This window comes from Microbacterium sp. Root1433D1, from assembly GCF_001426835.1.
Classification (GTDB): Bacteria; Actinomycetota; Actinomycetes; order Actinomycetales; family Microbacteriaceae; genus Microbacterium; species Microbacterium maritypicum.
The window spans coordinates 962,738-988,927 of the sequence record NZ_LMFN01000001.1 but is presented as its reverse complement, the minus strand read 5'-3'; the positions used below and the strand labels follow the sequence as shown (position 1 = coordinate 988,927).

Sequence of the window (26,190 nt, the reverse complement as noted above, 5' to 3'; positions counted from 1 at the left end):
GGTGCGAGGTGTGGACGAGGTGTCAGTTCGCCGTCGAGGTCCGCTGCGGCGACCGCGCGGCGACCAGCACCAGCGCCGGCACGAGCGCGCACAGAGCAGCGGACGCCAGGAAGGTCGTGCTCGATGCCGGGTCTCGGCCGATCAGCAGGATCAGGGTCGGCACGAAGGTGCCGCCGACCGCACCGCAGGCGACGAGCGCGCCGGTCACCGCGGCGCTGCGAGCGGGATCGAGGCGGTCGAGGGCGAGTCCCAGGATGAGGCCGTAGCTGGGAGCGAGGAGCACGACCACGGCGGCCAGTGCGACGAGCGCGCCCACGGGAGCGGAGTCCACCAGCATCCCCGCGGCGGCCATCAGGAGGGCGGCGACGCTCGTGGCGCCGGCGAGGATCACGATCGGCGATACGGACAGTCGCCGCAGACCCGCTGCGCCGAAGCGGCCGATCGCCATGAGCGTCCAGAACGCCGAGGTTCCCAGTGCGGCGAGGCCGGGATCGACCGCGAGGATCCGCTCCGGGATCACCGCCGACCAACCGGACAGCACGGTCTCGACGCCCACATACAGCGGCAGCGCCACGGCGAACGGCAGGAGGACGAGCAGCCCGCGCACGTCGCGCTGCGCGGGAACCTCGGCGCGGGAGGAAGGGGCTGCCGCTCCGCAGAGGATCGCGACCGTGAGAAGCGGCACGATCGCCAGGATGCCGAGCAGCGCACGTGCAGGCGACCCCACGGCGACGAGCAGCGGGGTGACGGCCGCGCAGACGGCGACCGTGCCGAGCAGGGCGCTGAGCAGTCCCGTCGCGCTGCCGGTGGCCAGGGACTTCGCGGCCACGGATCCGGAGGCCTCGACCAGTCCGAACCCGACCCCGGCGATCGCGGCCGCGACGATGAAGACCGCGGGAGTGCCGGAGAGTGCCACCACGACGACGGCGGCGGCCTGGAGGGCGCTGCCGAGCATCAGCGCGGTGCGCGGCGGCCATCGCGTCAGTAGCGGGCCCGACGCCAGGACCCCGACCAGGAGCCCGGCGAAGAGTGCGGGCACGGCGGCGCTGAGGTCGGCGGTCATCGCGCGCTCGGCGGAGGGGAGGATCGCGGGAACGAAGGCGGCCGTGACCCCGAGACCTGCGAATGCGGTGAACAGCCCCGCTCGCGCGCGTCGGGTGTCGTCGGTCACGCCCCCGCCGTCCGCACGCGGTGGACGGCGGCGAACGTGTCGCGCAGCGCCTCCATCGAACGGTCGTAGTTCGACTGGGCGACGCCGATGAAGATGCAGTCGACCACCATGAGCTGAGCGATCCGGCTGCCCAGTGCGCCCGAGCGGAAGCCGGTCTCGCGGGCGGCGGTCGTCAGCACGATGTCGGCTTGATCGGCCAGGGGAGCGCCCGCGTGGTTCGTGATCGCGATGGTGGTGGCTCCGGCCTGACGGGCGAGCAGCAGGAACTCGATCGTGTCGGTGGTGGCGCCGGTGTGCGACACCGCGATCGCGACGTTGCCGGGCCCGAGGGTCGCCGCCGACGTCCACGCGGCATGCGGGTCCGACCAGTCCAGAGCGGTGCGCCCGATGCGGGTGAGCTTGCGCTGCAGGTCGAGACCGACGATGGAGCTCGCGCCCACACCGAAGATGTCGACCCTGGTCGATGAGGTGATGGCGTCGACGGAGGCCCGCAGCGACTCGGTGTCGAGCACCTTGGCGGTGTCGGCGAGGGAGAGGGTCTCGGCGAGCGAGACCTTCGCGACGATGTCGGCCAGGGTGTCGTTGCGGTCGATGTCGCCGGAGACGGCGGGAAGCGCGGCCGTGTCGAACGTCTCGCGCTCGACGTCGCGCAGCACGTGGTTGCGGAGCTCCCGCACGTGCTCGTAGCCCAGGCGCTTGCAGAATCGCACGACCGAGGTGGTCGAGGTGTCGCAGCGCTGGGCGAGTTCGGCGACGGACAGGCCAGCGGTCCCCGCGGGATCGGCGAGGAACAGGTCGGCGATGCGCTGCTCGCTCGGACGCAGTTCGGGGCGGATCGCACGCATGCGGACGAGCACGGGGTGTGCGCCGGCGTCGTCGCGGGCGGCTTCATGGGGCATGGGGTCTCCGATCGCTGTTCATAACAGTAGAGGAACTTCTGTTACATCAGTAGTGTCTGTCGTGTACTTTTAGTACCAACCAAGACCGACGATGTTCGCGGGGCGGCAGGCAACAGCGCCTGACCCGACGCCACGGCGACGCGTCCCAGCCAGGAGGAATCAGCAATGAGCACAGCACGGCGGGCGTCATTCGGCGCTCTCACTGCCACGGGTGTCGCTTTGGCGCTCGTGATCACAGGTTGTTCCGCACCCGCATCCGACCCCCAGCCGTCAGCGGGTGCTGCAGGCGGCGACCTCGTCATCGGCGTCACCAGCGACCCAGACACGCTCTTCCCCTGGAAGGCGACCCAGTTCCAGGCCGTCAACGTGCTGCAGAACCTGTACGGCACCCTGACCGAGTTCGACGAGGACCTCAACGTGGTCCCCGGCCTCGCCGAGTCCTGGGACGTCTCGGAAGACGGCCTCACCCTGACCTTCCACCTGCGGGAAGGCGTCACGTTCGCCGACGGCAGCACGTTCGGATCCGAAGACGTGAAGTACTCGCTCGATGCGATCGCGGCCGAAGCCACCGCCGCTGTGTCGCGCAGCTCTCTCGCCTCCGTCACCGCGGTCGAGGCCACCGACGAGAACACCGTCACCCTCACCCTCAGCGCTCCCGACGCCGCGCTTCCGGCGAACCTCGCCGTGATCAACATGGCGATGCTGTCCTCGGACGACACCGAAGAGGGGCTGAACACCACCCCGAACGGCACCGGTCCCTTCATCCTCGACGACCGCAAGGCGAGCCAGTCGATCACGCTCGCCAAGAACGAGGACTACTGGGGAGACACCGCGCTGCTCGACACCGTCGAGTTCCGCGTGATCCCCGACGAGTCCTCGATCGTCTCGGCGATGCAGTCCGGCAACGTGCAGCTGGCCGTGTTCGATGACCCGCTGGTCGCGCAGACCGCCGAGGGTGCGAACGTCGAGGTCGCCACGACCCCGCAGCTGAGCTACCACGCGCTGCAGCTGAACGCCACGCGCGGCGACCTCACCGACGTCAACGTGCGCCTCGCGATCCAGTGCGCGATCGACCGCCAGGAGGTGCTCGACACCGCAGCCCTCGGCGAGGGCGAGGTCACCGGTCCCATCACGTCTCCCGCGTACAAGTCCGACCCCGACGCACGCCCGTGCCCTGAGCGCGACCTCGACAAGGCGGCCGAGTACCTGAAGAAGGCGGGCAAGGAGGACGGCGTCACCATCAAGACGATCGTCTCCCAGGGCGAGTACGCGACCTCGGTCAACGAGGCGCAGAACCTGAAGGCGCAGCTGGCCGACGCGAACATCACGCTCGACCTCGAGGTGCTCGAGTCCGGTGCCTTCGTCGATCGCTGGATCGCGGCCGACTTCGACGCCGCTGTCGCCCTCAACGGCGGTCGCCCCGACCCCGACGGCATGTACGGCCGGTACTTCACCAGCACGGGCAACCTGAACAAGGTCGCCGGCTACTCCTCGCCCGAGCTCGACGCGCTGTTCGCCGAGGGCCGCCAGACGGCCGACCCGGAGAAGCGCAAGGACATCTACGCGCAGGTCTCCGAGAACCTCGAGGACAACGCCGCGTGGATCTGGCTGTTCACGAGCTACACCTACACGGCGACCGCGTCGAACGTCGACGGCTTCGTCCCGATGGTGAACGGCTCGCTGCAGTACCTGCGGACCACCTCCATCAAGTAGCGGATCGAGGGGGCGCGGCCACCCCGCGCCCCCTCCCTCCCCGACGACAGGCACCCACACACGCGCATGTTCAGACAGATCCTCCGCAACAGCGTGCTGCGACGCATCCTCGCAGCCCTCGGCACGCTCCTCGGCGTCGCCATCTTCGTCTTCCTGATGCTGCGCGCCATCCCCGGCGACCAGATCAGTTCCGGCCTCGGCACCGAGGCCGCCGCCCTCACGCCGTCGCAGCGCGCCGCCCTCGAGTCGTACTACGGTCTCGACCAGCCGCTCTTCGTGCAGTTCTTCTCGTGGCTGGGCAACATCTTCACCGGCAACCTCGGCTTCTCGTCGCGGGCGCAGACGAGCGTGCTCGATCTCACCGCCGCCGCCCTCCCCGTGACGTTCGAGCTCGCGATCTTCTCGATCGTGATCGCGCTGGCCATCGGCATCCCGCTCGGAATGCTCTCCGCCTCGAAGCCCGACTCGTTCCGCGACGGCGTCGGACAGGTGGTCGGTCTCGCCGGTCTCTCGATCCCCGCGTTCCTGCTCGGCACGGCGCTGCTGGCGATCCTCGCCTCGTCGTTCGGTTTCAACCCCAACGGCCAGGCCTACGCCACGCTGTTCGAGAACCCGTTGCTGAACCTCCAGCAGATGCTGCTGCCCTCGATCGTGCTCGGCTTCGGCATCGCCGCGCCGATCATGCGCACCACCCGCACGGCCGTGCTCGAGATCCGCTCCAACGACTTCATCCGCACCGCCAGGGCGAAGGGCGTCCCCCCGCGTCGCCTGCAGGTGCGCCACGTGCTCGGCAACGCGCTCGTGCCCATCGTCACCATGACCGGCCTGCAGTTCGGCTACCTCCTCGGCGGTGCCGTGGTGGTGGAGCAGATCTTCTCGCTCCCCGGCATCGGGCGTCAGGTGCTGCTGGGCATCCAGCAGAAGGAGTACGCGCTCGTGCAGAGCACCGTGCTCGTGATCGCGCTCGCCTTCGTCATCGTCAACCTGCTCACCGACCTGCTGTACCGGGTCATCGATCCTCGGGTGCGTGCCGCATGACCGACATCTCTCAGACCCCGGCCCTCGCCCCCGGCGGCGGGCGCACCATGGAGCGCGTGCGTCTCCTGCTGCGCAGCCGCAGCGGGCTCACGGGACTCATCATCGTCGCACTGCTCGCCGTGCTGAGCCTCGTCTCGGCGTTCGGGCTGCTGCCGTTCGACCCGCTGGCGCAGGATCCGCCCTCCCGCCTGCAGCCGCCGTCGGCCGTGCACTGGTTCGGCACCGACCAGTTCGGTCGCGACGTGTTCTCCCGCGTCGCCGCCGGCGTCGCCAACTCGGCGCTGATCTCGGTCGTCGCCGTGGCCTTCGCCACCGTGGTCGGTACCGTGTGCGGGCTCATCGCCGGCTTCTACCGCGGCTTCTCCGACGGCGCGATCACCGCGGTCACCAACGTGCTGTTCGCCTTCCCTCCGCTGCTGCTCGCGCTGTCGCTCGCCTCGGTGTTCGAGCGCAACTGGTTCACCATCGCCGTGGCCATCGCGATCGTCTACGTGCCGATCTTCATCCGCGTCACCCGAGGGCCGGTGCTGTCGCTGCGCGAGGTCGAGTACGTCAAGGCCGCCAAGAGCACGGGTCAGAGCCGCATGGCGACCATGTTCCGGCACGTGCTGCCGAACATCACGTCGATCATCATCGTGCAGGTGACGCTCTCGCTGTCCTGGGCCGTGCTCACCGAGGCCTCGCTGAGCTTCCTCGGCCTCGGCACACCTCCGCCCGCGCCCTCGCTCGGCTCGATGATCTTCGAGGCACGCACGCTCGTGACGATCGCCCCGTGGACCATGATCGCGCCCGGTGTGATCGTGGTGCTCCTCGTCGTGGGATTGAACCTGCTCGGCGATGGCCTGCGCGACAGCCTCGACCCCCGGAACAGAGGAAAGCGATGACCATGGAGGACCTCGGCGCACTGGCGACGGAGGCCAGCGATCCCCGCTACGCCGAACTCGACCTGATGAGCGTGGCGGAGCTCGCGCAGACCATGAACGAGGCGGATGCCACGGTGCCGGCCGCCGTGCAGCGCGCACTCGGGGAGATCGTTCCGGCGATCGAGGCCACGGCCGCCCGTATGGCGCAGGGCGGACGCCTGGTCTACGTCGGCGCGGGAACCCCCGGCCGCATCGGCGTGCTCGACGCCTCGGAGTGCCCTCCCACGTTCAGCACTCCGCCGGAGCTGGTGTTCGCGATCATGGCGGGCGGTCCCGGCGCGATCGTGAACCCCGTCGAGGGCGCGGAGGACGACGCGGAAGCGGGCGCTGCAGCCATCGACGCGGCGGGCATCGGCCCGCTCGACACCGTGATCGGCATCGCCTCGAGCGGACGCACGCCGTATGTGATCGCCGCCGTCCGCCGCGCGCGCGAGCTCGGAGCGCTCAGCATCGGCCTCTCGTGCAACGTCGGTACCGCTCTCAGCGCGGCGGCGGAACACGGGATCGAGGTCGAGGTCGGCCCCGAGGTGCTCTCCGGTTCGACCCGCCTCAAATCGGGCACGGCGCAGAAGCTCGTGCTCAACATGTTCTCGACCATCTCGATGGTGCGAAACGGCAAGGCCTACGGCAACCTGATGGTGGATGTGAAGGCCACCAACCACAAGCTGCGCGAGCGTGCGATCCGGATGGTGCAGACCATCGCCGAGGTCGACCGCGACGCGGCGGTGGCTGCGCTGGAGGCCGCCGCCTACGACGTGAAGCTCGCGTCGATCATGATCCGCCGCGGTGAGGATCTCGCCGCGGCGACCGCTCGACTGGGCGCCGCCGACGGTCGGCTGCGCACCGCACTGGAGGAGAACTGATGCGCGTCCTCGGACTGATCTCCGGCACCTCGCACGACGGGATCGATGCCGCCGTCGTCGACTTCACGACCAATGGCGGCTTCACCGCGCACGGGGTGGATCTGCACGGCACGGTGCTCGCCGCCACGAGCGTGCCCTACGCGCCCGAGCTGCGGGCGCGGCTGATCGCTGCGCTGCCACCGGCGCAGACCACCCTCGCCGAGGTGTGCGAGCTCGACACCCTCATCGGACAGGCGTTCGCCGAGGTCGCCGCCGACATCGCCGCCGAGGTGGGCGGTGTCGACGCTGTCTGCTCGCACGGGCAGACCGTGTACCACTGGGTCGACGGAGCGCACGCGCTGGGCACCCTGCAGATCGGGCAGCCCGCCTGGATCGCGGAGAAGGTCGGTGCCCCCGTGGTCTCCGACATCCGCATCCGCGACATCACGGTCGGCGGGCACGGTGCCCCGCTGGTGTCGTTCCTCGACGAGCTGCTGCTGCGCTCGCGCGCCGGAGTGTCGGCGGCCCTGAACCTGGGCGGCATCTCGAACATGACGGTGGTGCGGCAGGACGGCCTGGTCGCCTACGACATCGGCCCCGCGAACGCGCTGGTGGATGCGGTCATCGTGGAGCACGGCCTCAACCCGCTCGGCTACGACGACGATGCCGCGATCGCCCGCACCGGTCAGGTCGACGAGGCGCTGCTGGCCGCGCTGCTGGAGGACTCGTACTACGCCCTCACGCCGCCCAAGAGCACGGGCAAGGAGCATTTCCACCTCGGTTACGTGCAGGAGCACCTCGCCGCGCAGGGTCGCGAGATCGCCGTCGCGGATGTCGTGCGCACCCTGACCGAGCTGACGGTCCGCACGGTCGCGCGTGATGTGGAGGCTGCAGGTATCGGTTTCCTCGCCGTGTCGGGCGGCGGCTGCCGCAACCCGCTGATCCTCGACGGACTGCGCGCCGCGCTCCCTGCGACCGAGGTCGTGCTGGCGGACGAGCTGGGCGCGGCCGCCGACAGCAAGGAGGCGATCCTCCTCGCGCTGATCGGTTGGTCCACGATGCACGGTATTCCCGCGATCGTCCCGGGGGGAACAGGTGCGCGCGAGCCGCGCATCCTGGGCACCATCACCCCGGGGGTCGGTCCTCTGCAGATGCCGGAGCCGGTCGCTGCCATCGACTCCCTCGTGCTCACGGAGGCCGCAGCATCGTGAGCCTCCAGGTGCGCCCCGCCACCCCGGACGACCTGTCCGGGGTGATCGAGGTGTTCCTCGCCTGCTGGCGGGAGAGCTACCGCGGCGTGCTGCCCGATGGGGCGATCGATGCCATGACCGACGAGCGCGCCGAGGCGCTGTGGCAGCGGGTGCTCGCCGATCCGGTGGGCGTCGTGCTCGTCGCGGAGCGCGATGGCGGGATCGTCGGACTCACCCGGTACGCCGCGACCGCAGGCGGCGAGGGTCGGATCGACGGTGCCGTGCACTCCCTGTACGTCTCGCCCCGTGCCCACGGCGGGGGCATCGGCGGCGCGCTGCTGGCACGGGCGACCGCTGACCTGCAGGAGGCCGGGGCCGAGGCCGCGACGCTGTGGGTGTTCGCGGCCAACGCGCCGTCGATCGGCTTCTACGAGGCGAAGGGCTGGCACCCCGATGGAGCCACCCGCACGCAGCCGGAGTTCGGAGAACCCGAACAGCGCATGCGCAGGGAGTGGACATGAGCGGGGTATCGCCATGAGCGCGGTGATGCGCCTGCGCGTGCTCCGGGTGCCGTCGCCCCTGGTGCGGCCGTTCATCACCGCCGTGCGCCAGACCGATCACCTCGACGTCGTGCTCGTCGAGGCGACCGACGCCGACGGGCGCCGCGGATACGGTGAGGCCGCCACGAGCTGGCGCGTCACGGGGGAGAGCTCGCAGAGTGTCGCCGCCGCCGTCGCAGGTCCGCTCGCCGAGGCCGTACGCGGTCGCGACGCCGGCGACCCCGGGCTTGCTGTCGACATCACGCGGTCGATCTGGGGCAACGCCGCCGCCCGCAGCGCGGTCGAGTGCGCCGTCGCGGATCTCGCCGCACAGCAGCAGGGGGTCTCGCTCGCGGCCGACCTGTCTCGCGCGCACGCCGTACACGACTCCTCGAGGACGTCGCGCATCCGCACCGACATGACCCTGTCCGTGGGGGAGCCGGATGCGGTGGCAGCGCTTTCCGAGGAGTACGTCACCGCGGGGTTCGGGTGCCTCAAGCTCAAGGCCTCCGCTGCGCACGACACGGTCGCCGGACTCCGCGCCGTTCGTGCCGCGGTCGGGCCCGACGTCACGCTGCGGATCGACGCGAACCAGGCCTGGGACGCCGAGACCGCGATCCGCGTGATCCGTGCCGCCGAAGACGCAGGCCTCGGGATCGAACTCGTCGAGCAGCCCGTCGCCGCGCACGATCTCGATGCTCTCGCCGCCGTGACAGCGGCCGTCGACACCCCGATCATGGCCGATGAGTCGGTGCGCACGGCCCAGGACGTGCGCAGGGTCGCCGAGCGCGGAGCCGCCGATCTCGTGAACATCAAGCTCGCCAAGACGGGTGGACTGGCCGAGGCCCTCGCCGCCGCGGAAGCCGCACGAGAGGCGGGCCTGGGTGTCGTGATCGGCTGCATGATGGAGTCGCATGTCGGAGTGAGCGCCGCCGCCCACCTCGCAGCTGTCGTCGCCCCCGGTGTCGTGCACGACCTGGATGCGGCGTTCTGGCTGCAGAGGTCGCCGGTGATCGGCGGCGTCGTGCCGTCCGGAGACGTTCTGCTGCTGGAGGCGGACGCGGGTCTCGGCATCAGCGCCCTCGCCGCGGATGCGCACCCCGAGGTCCTGCTCGACCTCCCCGTCGGTGCGGAGGTGCGCGCATGACCGCCGCCGAAGCCGTCGGCGCCGTGCTCGCCATGGAATCCGCCCCTCGCGGCGTGGTCGCGGGTGTCGTCACCGATGCCGGGCGCGACATCGCCGCCGGCGGTCTGGCGGACCTCGCCGGAACGGCGATGACCACAGAGACCGCGTTCGACATCGCCTCGGTGTCGAAGGTCGCCGCGACCACCACCGCGATCCTGCGACTCGTGAGCCGGGGCGAGCTGGGCTTCGACGACCCGGTCGAGCGGTTCGTCCGCGGCACCGCGTGCGCGGCGGGAACCACCGTGCGCCACCTCCTGCAGCACCGCGCAGGACTCTGGGAATGGCAGCCGCTCTACCTCGATCGTGAGCACGCCATCGACCCCGCCGCCGCGGTCGATGCGATCCCGCTGCGCTACGGCCTGGACGAAGGCCGCCACTACTCCGACCTCGGCTTCATGCTCCTCGGCCGCATCATCGCGGCCGTCACCGGCGCGCCGCTGGATGCCGCCGTCCGCGAGCTCGTGACCGCACCCCTCGGCCTCGACCGCACCGGATACGGCCCGTTCGCCCCGCCCGTCGCCTCCTCCGCCGTCGGCGATGCCGCCGAGCGTCGCATGGTGGCCATGGGTGAGCCCTATCCGATCCTCACGACCGCGCGGGAGTTCACCTGGCGCGACGACGAGATCGCCGGAGTCGTGAACGACGGCAACTGCTTCCACGCCCTCGGCGGCGTCGCAGGTCACGCCGGACTCTTCAGCACCGCCGGTGATCTGCTGACCCTCGGTGCTGCGCTGGCCGCGCCCGAGCGGCACCCTGAGCTGTGGGATCCGGATGCCGTCGCCGAGCTGTTCCGGGACGGACCGGACCACGGACAGGCACTGGGCTGGCGTAGCGATGCGATCGCGGTCGCCGGTGAGCGGACCCGTCTGCTCTGGCACCCCGGCTACACGGGATGCGCGCTCGGACTCCTTCCGGGCACCGGCACGGCGGTGGTGCTGCTGAGCACCCGCCTCTTCGCCGTCGAGCCCTCACCGACCGAGGCGCTCTGGCGCACGGCACTCCCCGCGCTCGTGCCCGACGACCACGATCCCGACGACAACGATCCCGACGACAACGATCCCGACGACAACGAAGGAACGAGAACACCATGAGCACCACCGAGCCCGTGCTGAGCATCAGCGGCCTCGCCGTCGCCTTCCGGACCGGTTCCGAGCTGGTCACCGCGATCAGCGACGTCAACATCGACATCGCCGCCGGTGAGACCGTCGCGATCGTGGGGGAGTCGGGGTCGGGCAAGTCCACCACCGCGGCCGCCGTCAACCGTCTGCTCCCCGAGAACGGGGTGATCACGGCCGGCAGCATCCGCTTCGACGGGCGCGAGCTGACCGACCTCCCCGAGAACGCCATGATCTCGCTCCGCGGTGCCGGGATCGGCCTCGTGCCGCAGGACCCGATGTCGAACCTCAACCCGCTCATGCGCGTAGGCGAGCAGATCGGCGAGGCGCTCGAGGTGCACGGCCACACGCACGGCGACGCCACCAAGGCCCGAGTCGTCGAGCTGCTGGAGATGGTGGGGATCGCGGATGCCGCGCAGCGCGCCCACCAGTACCCGCACGAGTTCTCCGGCGGCATGCGCCAGCGCGTGCTGATCGCGATGGGCCTCGCCTGCAAGCCGCGCCTGCTGATCGCCGACGAGCCCACCTCCGCCCTCGACGTGACGGTGCAGCGCCGCATCCTCGACCAGCTCGACACGCTCACCGACGAGCTCGGCACCGCGGTCTTCCTGATCACGCACGACCTGGCCCTCGCCGCCGAGCGCGCAGATCGCATCGTCGTCATGTTCCGCGGTCGGGTGGTCGAGGAGGGCACCTCGGCGCAGGTGCTCTGCGCCCCGCAGCACGAGTACACGAAGCAGCTGCTCGCTGCGGCGCCCAGCCTCGCCTCGCGCCGCGATGTCCTGCCGCAGCGCGAGGCCGCCACGGGGACGCCGTTCGTCGAGATCCGCGACCTCCGCAAGGAGTTCGCCCTCCGCGCCCCCAAGGCCGGGGAGCCGCAGACGTTCACGGCGGTCGACGGCGTGAGCTTCGAGATCCGCCGCGGCACCACGGTGTCGATCGTGGGCGAGTCGGGCTCCGGCAAGTCGACCACGGCGAACATGGTGCTCGGACTCGAAGACGCCACGTCGGGGTCGATCCTGTTCGACGGGCTCGACCTGACCACGCTCCGCCGCAAGGAGCTGTTCGCCCTGCGCCGTCGCGTGCAGCCGGTGTTCCAGAACCCCTACGCCTCGCTCGATCCGCGCTACACGGTCGAGCAGTCGATCGCCGAGCCGCTGCGCGTGCACCGCATCGGCACCACGGCGTCGCGGCATGCCCGGGTGCTCGAGCTGCTGGAGCAGGTCGCGCTGCCCGCGGCGATGGCGGAGCGCCTGCCGCACGAGCTGTCGGGTGGGCAGCGTCAGCGCGTCGCGATCGCCCGCGCCCTGGCGCTCGAACCCGAGCTCGTGGTGCTCGACGAGGCGGTGTCGGCGCTCGACGTGCTGGTGCAGGCGCAGATCCTCGACCTGCTCGCCGACCTGCAGAAGCGCCTGGGGCTGAGCTACCTCTTCATCAGTCACGACCTCGCCGTGGTGCGGATGATCTCCGACGAGGTGCACGTCATGCAGCGCGGCGTCGTGGTCGAGAGCGGCACGCCGGAGCGCATCTTCGACGACCCGCAGCATCCCTACACGCGCGAGCTGCTCGCGGCGATCCCTGGAGCCTCGCTGGCGTCCTGAACGGATGTCTCCGGCGACCGCAGGCTCAGTGCCTGCGGTCGTCGTCGTCCCAGGGGCCTTCCCACCAGCCGGCGCGGCCGTCGTCCGAGCCGCCGCGTCCGCGGCGCGAGCGCACGAACTGCACGACGAACACCGTCAGCGAGCTGAGCAGGATCAGGAAGACGACGAGGAACAGCAGGTCGTTCTGGTTCATGGACGTTTCCCCTCCGCGGCATCCGCCACGATCTTCGCGATGCGGGCGGTCTTCGTCTCCGGCCGCTTGGCCATCGCGATCTGCGTGAGACCGAACTTCTTGATCGACTTCGGGAACGCATCCCAGTTCGCACGCGCGACGGGCACGGCATCGAGCGCGGCGGTGAACTCGTCGGGCTCGATCCCGGCTTCCGGTCCGTCGAGCAGCGTCCAGGAGCCGTTCGCCTTCGCCGCCTCGAGCACGCGGATGCCTGCCGGGGCGAGCAGTCCCGCGGCTTCGAGCTCGGCGATGCGCGCCTTGTTCGTCGCCGCCCACCCGCTGCCGGGGCGACGAGGGGAGAACCACTGCCCGGAGGCACGGTCGTCCGTCCCGTCGTCGAACACACGCACGGGCCCGTCGATCCAACCGAAGCAGAGGGCGTGCCGCACGGCATCCTCGTAGCCGACGCCGTCGGAGGCACCTCGCACGCTCAGCAGCCAGACGCCTCCCGTGCGCTCGTGGTTCTCGGCGAGCCAAGCGCGCCAGGCCGCGGCATCCGCCGCCCTGATCCGCTCGCCGTCGTCCAGTGCGCCCATGGGCTACTTCTTGGTCTTCACCGTCGTGATCGTCTCGGTGATCCGCGGCAGCAGGTCGGCCACCGACTGCACGATCTCGTCGGGGCGGAAGGGGTACTTCTCGATCTCGGCCTGGTCGCTGATGCCGGTCAGCACCAGCACGGTGTGCAGGCCCGCCTCGATGCCGGCCACGACGTCGGTGTCCATGCGGTCGCCGATCATGCCCGTGCGCTTCGAGTGCGCGCCGATCTTGTTCAGTGCAGAGCGGAACATCATCGGGTTCGGCTTGCCGACGACGTAGGGCTCCTTGCCCGTGGCCTTCGTGATGAGGGCGGCGATCGCGCCGGTGGCCGGGAGCGGTCCGTCGGTGCTCGGGCCCGTGGCGTCCGGGTTCGTGACGATGAAGCGCGCGCCGCCGATGATGAGGCGGATCGCCTTGGTGATCGCCTCGAACGAGTAGTTGCGCGTCTCGCCGACGACCACGAAGTCGGGGTTCGTCTCGGTCATGATGAAGCCGGCGTCGTGCAGCGCGGTGAGGATGCCGGCCTCTCCGATCACGAACGCCGAGCCTCCGGGAAGCTGCTGCTTCAGGAAATCGGCGGTCGCGAGCGCCGAGGTCCAGATGCGCTCCTCCGGCACGTGCAGTCCGCTGATGCGCAGGCGTGCCGACAGGTCGCGAGCGGTGAAGATCGAGTTGTTGGTGAGCACCAGGTACGGGATGCCCGCGCTCTCCCATCCGGCGAGCAGTTCGGACGCTCCGGGGATGGCGTCGTTCTCATGGACGAGCACGCCGTCCATGTCGGTGAGCCAGCATTCGATGTCATCACGTTGTGCCATGTGCACAGCCTAGAGGGCAGGGGTGACGCGCACCTGACCGTGTTGCAGAGGGAGCTAGGCGCTGAGCCAGACCACCTGTGCCGCCTCGTCGGGAAGAGCCGTCTGCGCGCCGTCGATCTCGACCCCGGATGCCGTGACCGTCACGGTCGATGCGACCGTCAGCCCGAGGGGCTCGAGGGCTCGGAGCAGCTCGGGGTCGCGGTCGTCGACCCGCAGCACGCGCCCCGTGTGCCCGACCGGCGCATCCGCGAGCAGCACGAACGGCTCGCGCTCGATGCGGCCGTCGGCGTCGGGGATCGCATCGCCGTGGGGGTCGAAGCGGGGGCGTCCCAGGCGGGCGTCGATGCCCTCGAGCAGTCGGTCGCTGATGGTGTGCTCGAGCACCTCGGCCTCGTCGTGCACCTCGTCCCAGCCGTAGCCGAACTCCTGTACCAGCCAGGTCTCGACCAGCCGGTGCCGGCGCACCATGGCGAGGGCGCGGGCGGTGCCGGCCTCCGTCAGTCGCACCGCACCGTAGGGCACGTGCGACACGAGTCCGGCGGCGGCGAGCTTCTTCACCATCTCGGTGACCGACGACGGAGCGATGCCGAGCTTCGCGGCGAGCACCGAGGGAGTGATCGGTGCGTCCTGCCACTCGGTGTGCGCGTAGACGGTCTTCAGATAGTCGTCAGCTGCAGGGGATGCCACCGGACCAGCCTACGTGGTGCTCTCGCGTGCCCATGCGGTGAGTCCGTGGATGAGGGCGCACACGCCGATCTCGAACGTGCGCCGGGCGGGATCCGTGCTGAGCCGCGCGCGGGCGGCCTCGGCCTCGGCGAAGGTGGGGAACTGCGCAGCGAGGGCGCCCGGAGCCATGTTGTCCGCGGGGGCGAGGGCATCCAGTGCGGAGCCGATGATGAACGACTCCAGGGCGACGATGGCGTCCACGATGGTGTCGATCGGCCAGCCGTCGGCGGAGAGCAGTCGGGCGATCTGCTCGTAGTCGGCGAACGAGCCCTCGTCGGCGTCGATCGGCGAGGTCGCGAGCATGACCATGGCCTCCGGTGCGGCGATCGCGGCGTCGCGGTAGCTGTGCGCCCAGGTGAGAAGCGCGTCTTCGATCGGCATCTCGTGGAGCACGGGGGAGACGAGTGCGCGGCTCACCTGCCCGCGCATCGCCCGGATCACGGCGTCCCGGTTCGCGAAGTGGTGGTAGAGCGCCGAGGTGCGAACACCCAGCGATTCGGCGAGTGCGGTCATCGTGAACTGGCGCGGAGTGCGCTGAGCGCTGAGCGCGAACGCGGCCTTCAGGATGCGCTCCTCGGTGAGCACCTGGGTCGACGGGCGACCGACTCTGCGCGGAGATTTCGTCATCGTGCTCGATTCTGCTCAGGCGTCTGGTATTTTATTGAAACTCTTTCAATACCGAACGATTCACCACGACGAAGGTACAGCCCATGACCGGTTTCGACGCCGACACCATTGTCACCGGCGCGCACGTGGTGACGATGGACCCGCGCCGCCCGCACGCCACAGCCTTCGCCGTGCGCGACGGCCGCTTCCTCGCCGTCGGCGACGACGACCTGGTGCGTGAACTGCGCGGACCCCGCACCGTCGTCCACGATCTCGGCGGCGCAGCGGTGACCCCCGGACTCATCGATGCGCACCTGCATCCCATTCAGGGCATCGAGCTGACGGCGGGGATCGACCTCGGCGGCCTGACCACCGGCTCCGCTCTCCTCGCGGCGCTTCGAGCCGAAGCCGATCGCGCGCTCGCCGAGGACTCCGACCCGTGGGTGCGCGGCTGGAACCTCGACTACGACGTGTTCCACGAGCTGCCGATGACGGCGGCGGCGATCGAAGACGCGGTGCGCGGACTCCCGGCGCTGCTGATCGTGTTCGACGGGCACACCGCCCTCGCCAGTCGTGCGGGACTCGCGCGTGCGGGCATCACCGGCGCGCGCGCGTTCGAGGACTCGTCGTGCGTGGTCGTCGATGCCGATGGCCGCCCCACCGGGGAGCTGCGCGAGCTCGGCGCCTACGAGCCCGTGCGGCTGAGCGCCCCTGCGCTGACCCGCGATCAGACCCTCGCCGTCGGACACGAACTGCTGCGTGGCCTGCGCGACTCCGGCCTCACCGGCGGCACGATCATGGACGGCGGCTTCGCCACGCTCGACCTGCTCGACGCCCTGGAGCAGGGACCAGGACTGCCGATCCGCATCGTGTCGGCCATCGACCACGAACCCGGTTTCGACGAGGAGCGCACGGCCGCCAACCTCGCCATGCGCGACCGCCGCGGCGACCGGTGGCGCGGCGGCGTGGTCAAGCTCTACGCCGACGGCGTGGTCGAGACCGGAACCGCCTGGCTCCACGAGCCGGATACCGCAGGGGCGGGCCTGGAGCCGTTCTGGAAGGATGCCGCCGCATACGCCCGCACCGTGCGGCGATACGCCGAAGCCGGGTTCCAGGTGGCGACCCACGCGATCGGCGATCGTGCCGTCGGGGAAGTCGTCGACGCCTATCTCGCCGCCGGTGTGCGCAGCGCCGGTGGAGCCCCGCACCGCATCGAGCACCTCGAGACGACGACCGACCGCGACGTCGCACGCATCGCCGCCGCGGGGATCACCGCCTCCATGCAGCCTCTTCACATGCAGTGGCGCAAGGCCGACGGTTCGGACGACTGGTCGCACCGGTTGGGTCCCGTTCGCGCCGCCCGCGCCTGGCGAGTGCGCGACTACTGGGAGGCCGGAGCGCCCCTCGCCCTCGGATCCGATTGGCCCATCGCGCAGAACGACGCCCGCATCGGCCTCGCGTGGTCGATGCTGCGCCGGCGTCCCGGCGACCCCGACGCCCCGGTGTTCGAGCCCGCCCAGGCGCTCACCCCCTACCAGGCGCTGCACGGCTACACCGTGGGCGCCGCCCTGGCCCAGGGAGATGCCGACCTCGGCCGCATCGCCCCCGGGTTCCGCGCCGACTACGCCGTGTGGGCGGAGAACCCGCTGCACGTCGCCCCGGACGACCTCCCCGACCTTCCCGTACAGGGGACGGTCGTCGGCGGCGTCGAGCCCTGACCCCCGGCTCGACCGCACCACTCGCACGCTCTTCGCACCCGCATCCCTTCACACTGAGGTGACTCCCATGCCTGAATTCGGCGCTCTCGCGCTCCTGCCCATCGTGGTGATCCTGATCGTCGCGGTCGCCACCCGCCGCACCCTGTTCGCCCTGTTCTGCGGCACCGTAGCCGGGGCGCTGATCCTCGGCGGCTGGGGTGGCTTCGACGTCTGGGTCGAGTACACCGGCAAAGCCCTCTCCAACGCCACGGCGCAGTGGCTGCTGCTGATCGTCGCGCTGTTCGGCATCCTGATGATGCTGTTCGAGAAGTCGGGCATCGTCACCGACTTCGCACGCTGGGCCGAGCGGTTCGTCACCTCGCGGCGCAAGTCGACCGTGCTGACGTTCCTGCTCTCGGTCGTGCTGTTCGTCGACGACTACTTGAACGTGCTGACCACGGGTACCTCGATGAAGCCGGTGACCGATCGCTACCGCGTGCCCCGCACGCAACTCGGCGCGATCATGAAGATGACGGCCGCGCCCATCGCCGTGCTCGTCCCCGTCTCGACGTGGGCGCTGTTCTTCTCCGGTCTGTTCGAGGCGCAGGGCGTCACGGTCGGTGGCACGGGGTTCGGCGCCTACCTGCAGGCGATCCCGTTCATCTTCTTCGGGTGGGCGGCACTCGCCGTCGCCCTGCTGATGAGCATCGGCTGGCTGCCGAAGCTCGGCGTGATCAAGCGCGACGCGATCCGGGCGGAGCGAGACGGCGACGTCTTCCCGCTCGGCACCACTGACGATGAGCGGCGGGCCGAGGGGGCCGCTCTCCTCGCCGAGCTCAAGGCCGACGACCCCGACGGATCGACCGCCCAGCGGGTGGCCACCGCGCTCGCGACCTCTGCCGACGCCGAGCGCAAGCCGCAGCCCTGGGGCTTCCTGATCGCGATGGCCGTGCTGGTCGGGGTGACGATCGTCACCAACGCGAACGTCGTGGCCGGCACGGCCGCGGCTCTCGCCGTCACTCTGGTGATCGTGCTCGTGCAGCGCCGGCTCAGCATCCGTGGGGTGCTGGATGCCGCGCTCGAGGGTATCGAGAGCATGCTGTTCGTGATGATCCTCACGGTCCTCGCGTTCATGGTGCAGGAGATGAACACCACCCTGCAGCTCGCGGAGTTCGTGATCCAGGTCACCGAGCCGGTGCTCACCCCGGCACTGCTGCCGGCGATCGTGTTCGCGGTGTGCGGCATCTACGCGTACGCCACCGGATCGTTCTGGGACCTCGCCGCGGTGATCACCCCGGTCGTCCTGCCGCTGGCGCTCGCGCTCGGCGCCGACCCGATCCTCGCGGGCGCAGCGGTGTTCTCCGGTGCGGCGCTGGGCAGCACCACCTGCCTCTACGGCGACGGCATCATCCTCGCGTCGAGATCGATCGGCATCAAGCCGATCAACCTGATGCTCGCGATCCTGCCGTACGCGGGCATCGCCGCAGGGCTGTCGTTCGTGCTCTACCTGGTCACGGGCTTCGTCATGGCGTAGTCCGCGCCGACCCGATCCTCGCGCGGATCAGCCCAGTGTCGTCAGGATGATGAAGGCGGCCTGACCGGCGAAGAACAGGACGAGGAATCCGAGGAGGGCGGCGGCCAGTGACAGTCGGCCGTCGAACCCCTCGACCTCGGCCATGCCGATCTTGCGCGCACGGAATGCCATCACGAGCGTGGCGACGCCGAGCGCGACCTGCACCCAGGGGCTGGCGAGGCCGATGACCGTGGGGAAGGCGATCAGCAGGCCGCCGATCACGCCGGTCGCGAAGCCGATCCAGGTGAGGATGCGGACGTTGCGGCGGGCGCTCTCGGCAGACATGCATCGAGCCTATCCGGGCTCAGGCTCCCGTCAGCACCAGCCAGAGCAGGGCGCCGTTGAGCGCGATCAGCAGCACAGAGGCGAGGACCCCCGCCGCCGTCGTCCACCGTCGGTTGACCCAGGCGCCGAGGGTGCGTCGCTGCGCGGTGAGCACGACCAGGGGGATCAGCGCGAACGGGATGCCGAACGACAGCACCACCTGGCTGAGGACCAGGGCGAGCGTCGGGTCGAAGCCGATGCCGAGGATCACGAGCGCGGGGATCAGCGTCACCAGTCGACGCACGAGCAGCGGGATGCGCACATGCAGCAGGCCGTGCATGATCTCCGCCCCGGCGTAGGCGCCGACCGAGGTCGAGGCCAGGCCCGAGGCGAGCAGACCCACGGCGAAGAAGGTCGCCACGACCGGTCCGAGTCCTGCGGCGAGGGCGGCATGGGCCCCCTCCAGCGAGTCGGTGCCCTCGACACCGGCGAGGTTCGCTGCGGCGAGCAGGAGGATGCAGAGGTTGACGGAACCGGCGATCACCATGGCGATCGAGACATCCCAGCGGGTGGCCGTGAGCAGGCGGCGGATGCGAGAGGTCTCGGTGCGCACGGCCTCGTCGCCGGCATGGGAGGTTGTCGCACCGAAACGGTCGCGGGCGAGCGAGGAGTGCGCGTAGATCGCGTGCGGCATGATGGTCGCCCCGAGGATGGACGCGGCCAGCAGGACCGAACCGGTGTCCTGGAAGCGGGGGACCATCCCGCCGATGACTCCTGCCGGGTCCGGTGGTGCGACGAAGACACCGGCGACGAAGCCGATCGTGATGATGGCCATGAGCCCGATGATCACGAACTCGAACGGACGGGCGCCGCGTCGGCTCTGCACCGTGAGCAGGATCATCGAGACCGCGCCGGTGATCAGGCCGCCGAGCAGCAGCGGCACATCGAACAGCAGATTGAGGGCGACCGCGCCGCCGATGACCTCGGCCAGGTCGGTGGCCATCGCGACGAGCTCGGCCTGCAGCCAGTAGGCGCGGCGCACCCAGGGCCGCTTCAGCCGTGCGCCCAGCACCTCGGGAAGGCTCTGCCCGGTGACGACCCCCAGCTTGGCGGAGAGGTACTGGATCAGCCACGCCATCACGTTGCCGGCGAGCACCACCCACACCAGCAGGTAGCCGTACTGCGCGCCTGCGGTCATGTTGCTGGCGACGTTGCCGGGGTCGAGGTAAGCGACGCCGGCGACGAGGGCGGGTCCGAGCAGCCACAGGCTCCGCGGAGCCCGGGCCGCGGGCGCGGCGGGAGCCGTCATCGGGAGTGAGGAATTTTTAGGCACACCGAAACCGTAGCGCATTTTTCGGTCCACCTAAATATCTCGGGCGCTCATTGCTCGGGTCGCGTTCGCAGGGGCGAGGGCAGGCAGGAGTGCGCGGCGGCGATAGCCTGGCGGGATGGAAGACGCCGCGCCGGACAGCACGACCCCCGACGTTCCCGCGGACGCGGTGAGCACGGGTTCGATCGCCCAGCCCGGCTACGGCGTCGGCCCCTGGCCGGGGGGCGAGGATGCGTGGCCGGCCGGTGAGCAGTACGACCCCGAGCTCCTCGCTGCAGGAGACACCCGCAACGTGATCGACCGCTACCGCTACTGGCGGATGGAGGCGATCGTCGCCGACCTCGACACGCAGCGGCATCCGTTCCATGTCGCGATCGAGAACTGGCAGCACGACATGAACATCGGGTCGATCGTGCGCAGCGCCAACGCCTTCCTCGCCGACACCGTGCACATCATCGGTCGCCGTCGATGGAATAAGCGGGGGGCGATGGTCACCGACCGCTACCAGCACGTCGTGCACCACGAAGACGTCGAGACGTTCGCCGCCTGGGCCGCCTCCGAAGCGCTCCCGATCATCGCAGTCGACAACGTCGAGGGTGCGGTGCCGGTCGACAGAGCCGACCTGCCGCAGCGCTGCGTGCTGCTGTTCGGTCAGGAGGGACCGGGGCTCTCGCACGAGGCGCTCGCCGCTGCCTCCGCGCACATCGAGATCACCCAGTACGGCTCGACCCGTTCGATCAACGCCAGCGCGGCAGCCGCCGTGATCATGTACGAGTGGTGCCGGAGATACGCGGGCTGACGCTCTCCAGCCTGAGAGCGCACGGCGTCACCCGCGGTCGATGCCGAACAGGTGACGGTAGATCGCGTTGACGTCGCGATCCAGGTGATCGATTCGCCCGTGCACCGCTCCGATCTCTGTCCGCACATTCGCGAACTCGCTCCGCATCTCGGTGCGTACGCTCGCGAACTCGTTCCGGAACTCGGTCCGCACGCTCGCGAACTCGTTCCGCATCTCCGTCCGCACGCCGTCGAACCCGTTCTGCATCGTGCGAAGGAACATCGTCGAGATCAGCGTGATGGTGCCGAACATCCCCGCGGCGAAGACGCCGATCAGTGTCCAGACCTGTGGTTCCGTCATCCCCAGCATCCCTTCAGTGTCACCCGATCATCGTCGAAGGCACCAGGGGTCGGCGACGTAGTATTCCGCGGATTCCGGCGGTTGTGGAGAAGTGGTGAAGGTGCAGATCAGTGCAGCATGAGACCACTCGCCGTCAGGCCGCGGCGGCAAGCCAGCGCCCCGATCGCACGCGCCACCCCAGGGTGCCGAGCCGTGCGAGAAGGTAGACGCCGAAGAAGGCGAGCGCGAGCCAAATGAGACCGGCGGTGCCGTCGACCCCGGTCGCGGCCACGATCCAGAGCGCGGGCAGGAACGGCACCAGGTTGAGGCCACCAGCGATCGCGAGGTATCGGGCGTCGTTCGCCCCCATGAGCACCCCGTCGAGCACGAAGACGACACCGGCGATCGGCTGGGCGACCGCGAGCACGAGCAGCGCGGGCTGCACGAGCGCCGCGATCTCGGCATCGCCCGTGAAGACGATTCCGAGCACCCCGGAAGCTGCGGCGATCAGTCCGCCGACGATCACGCCGAACCAGGCTCCCCAGGCGACGGTGCGGGCGAGCACACGGTGCACCTGCTGCTCGTCTCCGGCTCCGAGCTCCTTGCCGATGAGCGCCTGGGCCGCGATCGCGAGCGCGTCGAGGGCGAAGGCCGCCGCCGAGAAGATCGTGAACACGATCTGCCATCCGGCGAGCTCGTCGGTGCCGATGCCGGTCGCCACACCCACGGTCGCGAGCAGGGCCACGCGCAGGCTCACGGTGCGCAGGAACAGCCATCCACCCGACGTCGCGGTGTTGCGCAGGCCCGCGCTCTGCGCGCGCAACGAGGCGCTGTGACGCGTGGCGAGGCGGCGGACGACCAGCACGTAGGCGGCGACCATCCCCCACTGCGCGGTCACGGTTCCGGCGGCGGATCCGGCGATGCCCCAGCCGAGTCCGTAGATGAACAGCCAATTGAGCAGGGCGTTCGCACCGAAACCGAGTCCCGCGATCCACAGCGGCGTCATGGTGTCCTGCATGCCGCGCAGCAGTCCGGTCGCGGCGAACACGATGAGCATCGCCGGCAGGCCCCACATCGAGATCACCAGGTACTCGTTCGCCTGAGCGGCGACGGCTTCACCCGCACCGAACAGCGAGACCAGCCACGGAGAGGAGACGGCGCCGATCACCGCGAGCACGGCGCCGAGCCCGAGCGCGAGCCACATGCCGTTGACGCCGACGGAGACGGCCTCGCCGGGCTGCCCCGCCCCGAAGCGTCGGGCGACAGCGGGGGTGCTCGAGTAGGCCAGGAAGACCATCAGCCCGACGATCGTCTGGAGCACGGCGCCCGCGATGCCGAGACCGGCGAGTGGGGTGGTTCCGAGGTGTCCGACGAGCGCGGCATCCACGATCAGGAACGCCGGCTCCGCGATCAGAGCGCCGAGGGCCGGGACGGCCAACCGCAGGATGTCTCGATTGAGGGAGGCACGCGCGGTCATCCTCCGAGCCTATGACCTGGGACCGACCCCGCCTTCCGTGCTGTCTCCGTCTGCGACCGCCGTCATAGGGTGGGAGGGAGCTCGGATGCACGGAGGTGCCTCATGACGGATCCCCGAGACGCGGCGGCGCGGTATCTCGCGAGCAGGCAGGACGGTGAGAGCGCCGACGGCGACGAGGAGTCGGGTACGCCGCCGGGGATCGCCGCGGCCGTCGATCGTGCCGCGTTCATCGAGACGGCCATCCAGGTGGCGATCCGCCGCGGAGAGTTCGACGACCTGCCCGGCGCGGGCAAGCCCCTCGAAGGACTCGGCACCCACCACGACCCCGACTGGTGGATCCGCCGGAAGATCGAGACCGAGAACCTGACCGGTCTCGGGCCCCCGGCGATCCTGCTGCGCACGGAAGACCGGGAACTGAACGATCAGCTCGATCTGCTCGGTCGCGAGTCGGATGTGCGCACCGTCGTCGAAGACTTCAACCGGCGTGTGCGGGAAGCGCGCCGACAGCTCCAGGGCGGACCGCCCGTCGTCACGTCACCCCGCGACGTCGACGCCGAGGTGGCCGCCTGGGCGGAGCGTCGGGCGGCGCGGCCGAAGGCCGCCCCCGCCGAGCAGCCGCGACGCCGACGCTTCCGCGTGCGGCGCCGCAGCTGACGGATTCACCCGGGTCCCCGCCCGGTCGCTCGCGACCGACGTGCACGAAACCATCCGTCCATCCCGAACCGTCCCGAACCGGGCAGGAGGAGGACGACCGCGGAGAGCACGACCATCGCCGGATACTGTGCGATCAGCTGATCGGCGCTCCAATAGAGCATCAGCGTCCCGATCGACACGAAGGCCGCGATCCTGGTCAGCGATCCCGCGACCAGCAGCACTCCGAGAACGACCTCGAGAGCGGGCATCACCACACCGAACAGGGCGGGCGCCGTCCCCATGACCGACCCGAGCGGCTCGAAGAACCACGGCACCCGAGGGTTCCCCTCCGTGCTCTGCGCCACCAACTCGATGTCGGCCGCCCCGAATCCGGCGCGGTACTTCAGAAAGCCCTCGATCATCCAGAGCACCCCGACCGCCACCCTGGCCCCGCCGCCGAGCAGCGACAGGGTCAGGGCGCCTGCGGATCGCGATCCGGTCATGAGAGCTCGGCTGCTCCGAACACGGCCTTCGCCTTGTCGCAGTGGATCACGACATACGAGTACTTCGAGGTGTCGACACCGTCGAGCGTGAAGGTCTGCGTGGCGGTGTCGAACGAGACGGCGTCGACGAGCATGCCGGCGGAGACGGCGGCCTCATCGGTGCCGTCGGTGAGATAGACGTGCAGATCGGGACCCTCGTCGGACGAGAAGCCAGACAGGGTGATCTCGTCGTCGGTCACGGTGACGGTGCCGGACACCGTCTTCTCGTTCAGGCCCATGAACGCCCCGGTCTTCTCTGTCATCGTCATCGCGGCACCCGAGTCCGCGCTCTGCGACGCCGACGAGGAGGGCGTGGTGTCCTCGGTCGCTGCGGGCGAGCTGCACGCCGACAGGGCGAGGGCGAGGGTGAGGGCCGCTGTGGCGGCGAGAGCGATCTTGCGCATGAGGTTCTCCTGTTCACTGTGTGTGCGACGGTGTGGCCGCGACGACGGATGCCGCGGCGGATCGCACTTCGAAGAACGCTACGAACGAGACGAGCGCCGCGGGGAAGACCTTTCGGGACCGTAAGGAACCGCACGATGGCGCGGATCGCGCGACTAGTGTCGACCCCATGCAGGAGGCAACCGAGGTCGTCGTGGTCGAAGACGACCCCACCGTCAGGGAGGCGGTGGGGGCGTACCTGCGGGCCAACGGCTACGCGGTCTCCAGCTTCGGTGACGGGGTCTCGGCGCGCACGGCGCTGCGTGACACCGTCCCCGATGTGGTGATCGTCGATCGAATGCTGCCCGGCATCAGCGGCGACGAGCTGTGCCGCGATCTGCGCTCGTTCTCCGACGTGCCCATCATGATGCTCACCGCGCTCGGGCAGGTGGATGACCGCATCGAGGGCTTCGAGTTCGGCGTCGACGACTACCTCGCGAAGCCGTTCTCGCTGCGGGAGCTTCTCCTGCGGGTCGGGGCGCTCGTGCGCCGCTCGCAGGTGGTGCAGGCCTCGGTCGGCGAGGTGCGCGCCGGCGTCTTCGTGATCGATCCCCTCCGGCGTCGGGTCTGGGTGCGCCAGGAGGAGGTCCCCCTCACCGCGCGCGAGTACGACCTGCTGCACTTCCTGGTGCGCAACCAGGGGCGCCCGCTCGGGCGCGACGAGATCCTCCGTGAGGCCTGGGGGTGGAGCTTCGGTGAGGCCTCGACGGTCACCGTGCACGTGCGCCGGCTGCGGGAGAAGATCGAGTTAGATCCTCGAGACCCCATCCACCTGCGCACGCAATGGGGCGTCGGCTATCGATTCTCGGCGGAGGGGGACCGCTCGTGATCATGCTCTCCGCAGCCGACGTGCTGCTGATCGTGCTGACGTGCCTGCTCGTCGCCGCGTGCGTCGCGGCGCTCACCCTCGTCCTGCTGCGGGTTCTGCGCCGCCGGTCGGTCCGTGCGCAGCTGATGCTGGTCGCGAGCGCGGGTGTCGTCGCGATGGCGGCATCCGTCGTCGCGATCTCGCTGGAGATGTACATCTCCACGCATGACCTGACCGTGCTCCTCGCCGTGATCGCGGTGTCCCTCATCCTGGGCCTCGCGACGGCCTGGGTCGTGGCCAGGGCGATGCGGTCGTCGTTCGATCGCCTGTCCGCATCGCTCGACGAGGTCGGCCGCGGCGGCGTGATCGACGCCGAGCAGGGCGGGTCCCGCGAGCTGGACGACCTGTCGGCGCAGCTGGCCGAGGTGTCGGGGAAGGTGGACGCCGCGAGTGCCGAACTGGAGCGGCTGGACTCGGCGCGGCGGCGGTTCTTCGCCTGGATATCACACGATCTGCGCACTCCGTTGACGGCGGTACGCGCGCTCGCCGAGTCGATCGAGGAGGGGGCTGCCGATGCCCCTGAGCGCTTCGCGGGGCAGGTTCGGGTGCAGGTCGACACCATGAGCCGCATGGTCGACGACCTGTTCGAGCTGTCCACGTTGACCTCCGGAGCGGTGCAGCTGCAGACGCAGCAGGTCGACCTGCTCGATGTGGTCTCGGATGCCGTCGCGGATGTCGCGGCCGCCGCCGCCCGCCACGGCGTGCGCATCGTCGAGCGCGGGGTGGGCGCGCACGTGCTCTGGGCGGATCCGCATCAGCTCGGACGGATCATCGTGAACCTGCTGACCAATGCGATCCGGCACGCCCCACGCGGCACGGAGATCGTCATCTCGGCCACCGAGATCGACCGGAACCGTCTCGTGCTCGGCATCCTCGATCACGGCGCCGGGGTCGCGGTGGAGGATCTGGACCGCATGTTCGACGTCGGCTGGCGCGAGGATGCGGCGCGCGCGGCTCCGACCGATCGCGACGGGGTGGCCTCCGGCGCGGGCCTCGGGCTGTCGATCGCGCGCGGTCTCGCACGTGCTCACGGCGGAGAGGTGTTCGCCGAGCGCACCGATGAGGGGTTCCGCATGAACGTGCTCCTGCCGTCTGGGGGAGGCGGGTCATAGGCT

The 26,190-nt window shown here is 70.1% G+C and carries 28 protein-coding genes; 15 read left to right on the top strand and 13 right to left on the bottom strand.

All coding sequences use genetic code 11. The annotated features are described in order from the left end of the window. Positions 1–22: 22 nt before the first annotated feature. Both ASD13_RS04795 and ASD13_RS04790 read right to left on the bottom strand, forming a co-directional pair. Positions 23–1,171: an MFS transporter gene (locus tag ASD13_RS04795; protein WP_055866240.1), complete on the bottom strand. Its 1,149-nt coding sequence runs from the start codon at positions 1,169–1,171 to the stop codon at positions 23–25. Further along, entirely contained in the window at positions 1,168–2,070 is a 903-nt protein-coding gene (locus ASD13_RS04790; protein ID WP_017829590.1) for a MurR/RpiR family transcriptional regulator, read from the bottom strand. Before ASD13_RS04790 ends, ASD13_RS04795 begins: the two co-directional genes overlap by 4 nt. 165 nt (positions 2,071–2,235) lie before the next feature. On the opposite strand from ASD13_RS04790, the gene ASD13_RS04785 reads away from it, so the two are divergent. From ASD13_RS04785 to ASD13_RS04745, 9 genes are all read left to right on the top strand, one after another. Beyond that, positions 2,236–3,783 (top strand): ABC transporter substrate-binding protein, encoded by a 1,548-nt coding sequence (locus tag ASD13_RS04785; protein WP_017829589.1) that lies wholly within the window; start codon positions 2,236–2,238, stop codon positions 3,781–3,783. A gap of 66 nt (positions 3,784–3,849) precedes the next feature. Then, entirely contained in the window at positions 3,850–4,821 is a 972-nt protein-coding gene (locus ASD13_RS04780) for an ABC transporter permease (protein WP_017829588.1), read from the top strand. Further along, complete coding sequence (locus tag ASD13_RS04775; protein ID WP_017829587.1) at positions 4,818–5,705, top strand: ABC transporter permease; 888 nt, start codon at positions 4,818–4,820, stop codon at positions 5,703–5,705. Before ASD13_RS04780 ends, ASD13_RS04775 begins: the two co-directional genes overlap by 4 nt. Next, a complete protein-coding gene (murQ, locus tag ASD13_RS04770; protein ID WP_017829586.1) occupies positions 5,702–6,607 on the top strand; it encodes an N-acetylmuramic acid 6-phosphate etherase in 906 nt (301 codons plus the stop codon). The genes ASD13_RS04775 and murQ overlap by 4 nt, the downstream gene beginning before the upstream one ends. After that, entirely contained in the window at positions 6,607–7,797 is a 1,191-nt protein-coding gene (locus ASD13_RS17325) for an anhydro-N-acetylmuramic acid kinase (RefSeq protein WP_055866239.1), read from the top strand. The genes murQ and ASD13_RS17325 overlap by 1 nt, the downstream gene beginning before the upstream one ends. Beyond that, complete coding sequence (locus tag ASD13_RS17115; protein WP_017829584.1) at positions 7,794–8,297, top strand: GNAT family N-acetyltransferase; 504 nt, start codon at positions 7,794–7,796, stop codon at positions 8,295–8,297. The genes ASD13_RS17325 and ASD13_RS17115 overlap by 4 nt, the downstream gene beginning before the upstream one ends. Positions 8,298–8,310: 13 nt before the next feature. Continuing rightward, positions 8,311–9,462: an enolase C-terminal domain-like protein gene (locus ASD13_RS04755; protein ID WP_055866237.1), complete on the top strand. Its 1,152-nt coding sequence runs from the start codon at positions 8,311–8,313 to the stop codon at positions 9,460–9,462. Then, positions 9,459–10,592 (top strand): serine hydrolase domain-containing protein, encoded by a 1,134-nt coding sequence (locus ASD13_RS04750; RefSeq protein WP_055866235.1) that lies wholly within the window; start codon positions 9,459–9,461, stop codon positions 10,590–10,592. Before ASD13_RS04755 ends, ASD13_RS04750 begins: the two co-directional genes overlap by 4 nt. Further along, on the top strand, positions 10,589–12,217 hold the full coding sequence (locus tag ASD13_RS04745; RefSeq protein ID WP_055866234.1) for an ABC transporter ATP-binding protein: 1,629 nt from the start codon (positions 10,589–10,591) through the stop codon (positions 12,215–12,217). Before ASD13_RS04750 ends, ASD13_RS04745 begins: the two co-directional genes overlap by 4 nt. 25 nt (positions 12,218–12,242) lie before the next feature. On the opposite strand, the gene ASD13_RS17535 is transcribed toward ASD13_RS04745, so the two are convergent. Genes ASD13_RS17535 through ASD13_RS04725 form a run of 5 tightly spaced genes read right to left on the bottom strand, consistent with a single transcriptional unit; the run spans position 12,243 to position 15,154 of the window. Beyond that, entirely contained in the window at positions 12,243–12,410 is a 168-nt protein-coding gene (locus ASD13_RS17535; RefSeq protein WP_200942451.1) for a hypothetical protein, read from the bottom strand. Further along, positions 12,407–12,985, bottom strand: coding sequence for a YdeI/OmpD-associated family protein (locus ASD13_RS04740; protein ID WP_055866232.1), 579 nt, complete (start codon positions 12,983–12,985; stop codon positions 12,407–12,409). The genes ASD13_RS17535 and ASD13_RS04740 overlap by 4 nt, the downstream gene beginning before the upstream one ends. Positions 12,986–12,988: 3 nt before the next feature. Continuing rightward, positions 12,989–13,801 carry an HAD-IIA family hydrolase gene (locus tag ASD13_RS04735; RefSeq protein ID WP_021198233.1) on the bottom strand — a complete coding sequence of 271 codons (813 nt, stop codon included), beginning with the start codon at positions 13,799–13,801 and terminating at the stop codon, positions 12,989–12,991. 54 nt (positions 13,802–13,855) lie between these two features. Continuing rightward, positions 13,856–14,488, bottom strand: coding sequence for a metal-dependent transcriptional regulator (locus ASD13_RS04730; RefSeq protein WP_055866231.1), 633 nt, complete (start codon positions 14,486–14,488; stop codon positions 13,856–13,858). 9 nt (positions 14,489–14,497) lie between these two features. After that, complete coding sequence (locus ASD13_RS04725; protein WP_055866230.1) at positions 14,498–15,154, bottom strand: TetR/AcrR family transcriptional regulator; 657 nt, start codon at positions 15,152–15,154, stop codon at positions 14,498–14,500. 83 nt (positions 15,155–15,237) lie between these two features. Here ASD13_RS04725 and ASD13_RS04720 point away from each other — a divergent pair, with 83 nt between their 5' ends. After that, positions 15,238–16,851: an amidohydrolase gene (locus ASD13_RS04720; RefSeq protein WP_055866228.1), complete on the top strand. Its 1,614-nt coding sequence runs from the start codon at positions 15,238–15,240 to the stop codon at positions 16,849–16,851. 67 nt (positions 16,852–16,918) lie between these two features. Next, on the top strand, positions 16,919–18,364 hold the full coding sequence (locus ASD13_RS04715; RefSeq protein ID WP_055866227.1) for a Na+/H+ antiporter NhaC family protein: 1,446 nt from the start codon (positions 16,919–16,921) through the stop codon (positions 18,362–18,364). 27 nt (positions 18,365–18,391) lie between these two features. Here the strand turns inward: ASD13_RS04715 and ASD13_RS04710 are convergent, their stop codons facing one another. Both ASD13_RS04710 and ASD13_RS04705 read right to left on the bottom strand, forming a co-directional pair. Continuing rightward, positions 18,392–18,688, bottom strand: coding sequence for a hypothetical protein (locus ASD13_RS04710; RefSeq protein ID WP_017829573.1), 297 nt, complete (start codon positions 18,686–18,688; stop codon positions 18,392–18,394). Positions 18,689–18,707: 19 nt separating this feature from the next. Next, entirely contained in the window at positions 18,708–19,976 is a 1,269-nt protein-coding gene (locus ASD13_RS04705; protein ID WP_055866225.1) for an Nramp family divalent metal transporter, read from the bottom strand. 139 nt (positions 19,977–20,115) lie between these two features. On the opposite strand from ASD13_RS04705, the gene ASD13_RS04700 reads away from it, so the two are divergent. Next, positions 20,116–20,796, top strand: coding sequence for a TrmH family RNA methyltransferase (locus tag ASD13_RS04700; RefSeq protein ID WP_229779049.1), 681 nt, complete (start codon positions 20,116–20,118; stop codon positions 20,794–20,796). A gap of 27 nt (positions 20,797–20,823) precedes the next feature. Here ASD13_RS04700 and ASD13_RS04695 read toward each other — a convergent pair whose 3' ends face one another. Next, positions 20,824–21,135 (bottom strand): hypothetical protein, encoded by a 312-nt coding sequence (locus ASD13_RS04695; RefSeq protein ID WP_055866925.1) that lies wholly within the window; start codon positions 21,133–21,135, stop codon positions 20,824–20,826. A gap of 133 nt (positions 21,136–21,268) precedes the next feature. Beyond that, positions 21,269–22,591, bottom strand: coding sequence for an MATE family efflux transporter (locus ASD13_RS04690; RefSeq protein ID WP_055866223.1), 1,323 nt, complete (start codon positions 22,589–22,591; stop codon positions 21,269–21,271). Positions 22,592–22,693: 102 nt separating this feature from the next. Between ASD13_RS04690 and ASD13_RS04685 the strand changes: the two genes are divergently transcribed. Continuing rightward, positions 22,694–23,245, top strand: a complete 552-nt coding sequence (locus ASD13_RS04685) for a J-domain-containing protein (RefSeq protein WP_055866221.1) — start codon at positions 22,694–22,696, stop codon at positions 23,243–23,245. 5 nt (positions 23,246–23,250) lie between these two features. Here ASD13_RS04685 and ASD13_RS04680 read toward each other — a convergent pair whose 3' ends face one another. Next, positions 23,251–23,727 carry a DoxX family membrane protein gene (locus tag ASD13_RS04680; RefSeq protein WP_055866220.1) on the bottom strand — a complete coding sequence of 159 codons (477 nt, stop codon included), beginning with the start codon at positions 23,725–23,727 and terminating at the stop codon, positions 23,251–23,253. Then, positions 23,724–24,170, bottom strand: coding sequence for a DM13 domain-containing protein (locus ASD13_RS04675; RefSeq protein ID WP_055866216.1), 447 nt, complete (start codon positions 24,168–24,170; stop codon positions 23,724–23,726). Before ASD13_RS04675 ends, ASD13_RS04680 begins: the two co-directional genes overlap by 4 nt. A 167-nt stretch (positions 24,171–24,337) precedes the next feature. Here ASD13_RS04675 and ASD13_RS04670 point away from each other — a divergent pair, with 167 nt between their 5' ends. Continuing rightward, on the top strand, positions 24,338–25,036 hold the full coding sequence (locus tag ASD13_RS04670; RefSeq protein ID WP_055866214.1) for a response regulator transcription factor: 699 nt from the start codon (positions 24,338–24,340) through the stop codon (positions 25,034–25,036). A 2-nt stretch (positions 25,037–25,038) separates the two neighbouring features. Then, complete coding sequence (locus ASD13_RS04665) at positions 25,039–26,187, top strand: sensor histidine kinase (protein WP_082531419.1); 1,149 nt, start codon at positions 25,039–25,041, stop codon at positions 26,185–26,187. Positions 26,188–26,190 lie beyond the last annotated feature (3 nt).

Excerpts from the sequence above, each read along its gene's own strand:
- ASD13_RS04790 (WP_017829590.1), bottom strand. The coding sequence starts at position 2,070 with ATGCCCCATGAAGCCGCCCGCGACGACGCCGGCGCACACCCCGTGCTC.
- ASD13_RS04785 (WP_017829589.1), top strand. The coding sequence starts at position 2,236 with ATGAGCACAGCACGGCGGGCGTCATTCGGCGCTCTCACTGCCACGGGT.
- ASD13_RS04780 (WP_017829588.1), top strand. The coding sequence starts at position 3,850 with ATGTTCAGACAGATCCTCCGCAACAGCGTGCTGCGACGCATCCTCGCA.
- ASD13_RS04775 (WP_017829587.1), top strand. The coding sequence starts at position 4,818 with ATGACCGACATCTCTCAGACCCCGGCCCTCGCCCCCGGCGGCGGGCGC.
- murQ (WP_017829586.1), top strand. The coding sequence starts at position 5,702 with ATGACCATGGAGGACCTCGGCGCACTGGCGACGGAGGCCAGCGATCCC.
- ASD13_RS17325 (WP_055866239.1), top strand. The coding sequence starts at position 6,607 with ATGCGCGTCCTCGGACTGATCTCCGGCACCTCGCACGACGGGATCGAT.
- ASD13_RS04755 (WP_055866237.1), top strand. The coding sequence starts at position 8,311 with ATGAGCGCGGTGATGCGCCTGCGCGTGCTCCGGGTGCCGTCGCCCCTG.
- ASD13_RS04750 (WP_055866235.1), top strand. The coding sequence starts at position 9,459 with ATGACCGCCGCCGAAGCCGTCGGCGCCGTGCTCGCCATGGAATCCGCC.
- ASD13_RS04745 (WP_055866234.1), top strand. The coding sequence starts at position 10,589 with ATGAGCACCACCGAGCCCGTGCTGAGCATCAGCGGCCTCGCCGTCGCC.
- ASD13_RS17535 (WP_200942451.1), bottom strand. The coding sequence starts at position 12,410 with ATGAACCAGAACGACCTGCTGTTCCTCGTCGTCTTCCTGATCCTGCTC.
- ASD13_RS04740 (WP_055866232.1), bottom strand. The coding sequence starts at position 12,985 with ATGGGCGCACTGGACGACGGCGAGCGGATCAGGGCGGCGGATGCCGCG.
- ASD13_RS04735 (WP_021198233.1), bottom strand. The coding sequence starts at position 13,801 with ATGGCACAACGTGATGACATCGAATGCTGGCTCACCGACATGGACGGC.
- ASD13_RS04725 (WP_055866230.1), bottom strand. The coding sequence starts at position 15,154 with ATGACGAAATCTCCGCGCAGAGTCGGTCGCCCGTCGACCCAGGTGCTC.
- ASD13_RS04720 (WP_055866228.1), top strand. The coding sequence starts at position 15,238 with ATGACCGGTTTCGACGCCGACACCATTGTCACCGGCGCGCACGTGGTG.
- ASD13_RS04715 (WP_055866227.1), top strand. The coding sequence starts at position 16,919 with ATGCCTGAATTCGGCGCTCTCGCGCTCCTGCCCATCGTGGTGATCCTG.
- ASD13_RS04710 (WP_017829573.1), bottom strand. The coding sequence starts at position 18,688 with ATGTCTGCCGAGAGCGCCCGCCGCAACGTCCGCATCCTCACCTGGATC.
- ASD13_RS04705 (WP_055866225.1), bottom strand. The coding sequence starts at position 19,976 with ATGACGGCTCCCGCCGCGCCCGCGGCCCGGGCTCCGCGGAGCCTGTGG.
- ASD13_RS04700 (WP_229779049.1), top strand. The coding sequence starts at position 20,116 with ATGGAAGACGCCGCGCCGGACAGCACGACCCCCGACGTTCCCGCGGAC.
- ASD13_RS04695 (WP_055866925.1), bottom strand. The coding sequence starts at position 21,135 with ATGACGGAACCACAGGTCTGGACACTGATCGGCGTCTTCGCCGCGGGG.
- ASD13_RS04690 (WP_055866223.1), bottom strand. The coding sequence starts at position 22,591 with ATGACCGCGCGTGCCTCCCTCAATCGAGACATCCTGCGGTTGGCCGTC.
- ASD13_RS04685 (WP_055866221.1), top strand. The coding sequence starts at position 22,694 with ATGACGGATCCCCGAGACGCGGCGGCGCGGTATCTCGCGAGCAGGCAG.
- ASD13_RS04680 (WP_055866220.1), bottom strand. The coding sequence starts at position 23,727 with ATGACCGGATCGCGATCCGCAGGCGCCCTGACCCTGTCGCTGCTCGGC.
- ASD13_RS04675 (WP_055866216.1), bottom strand. The coding sequence starts at position 24,170 with ATGCGCAAGATCGCTCTCGCCGCCACAGCGGCCCTCACCCTCGCCCTC.
- ASD13_RS04670 (WP_055866214.1), top strand. The coding sequence starts at position 24,338 with ATGCAGGAGGCAACCGAGGTCGTCGTGGTCGAAGACGACCCCACCGTC.
- ASD13_RS04665 (WP_082531419.1), top strand. The coding sequence starts at position 25,039 with ATGCTCTCCGCAGCCGACGTGCTGCTGATCGTGCTGACGTGCCTGCTC.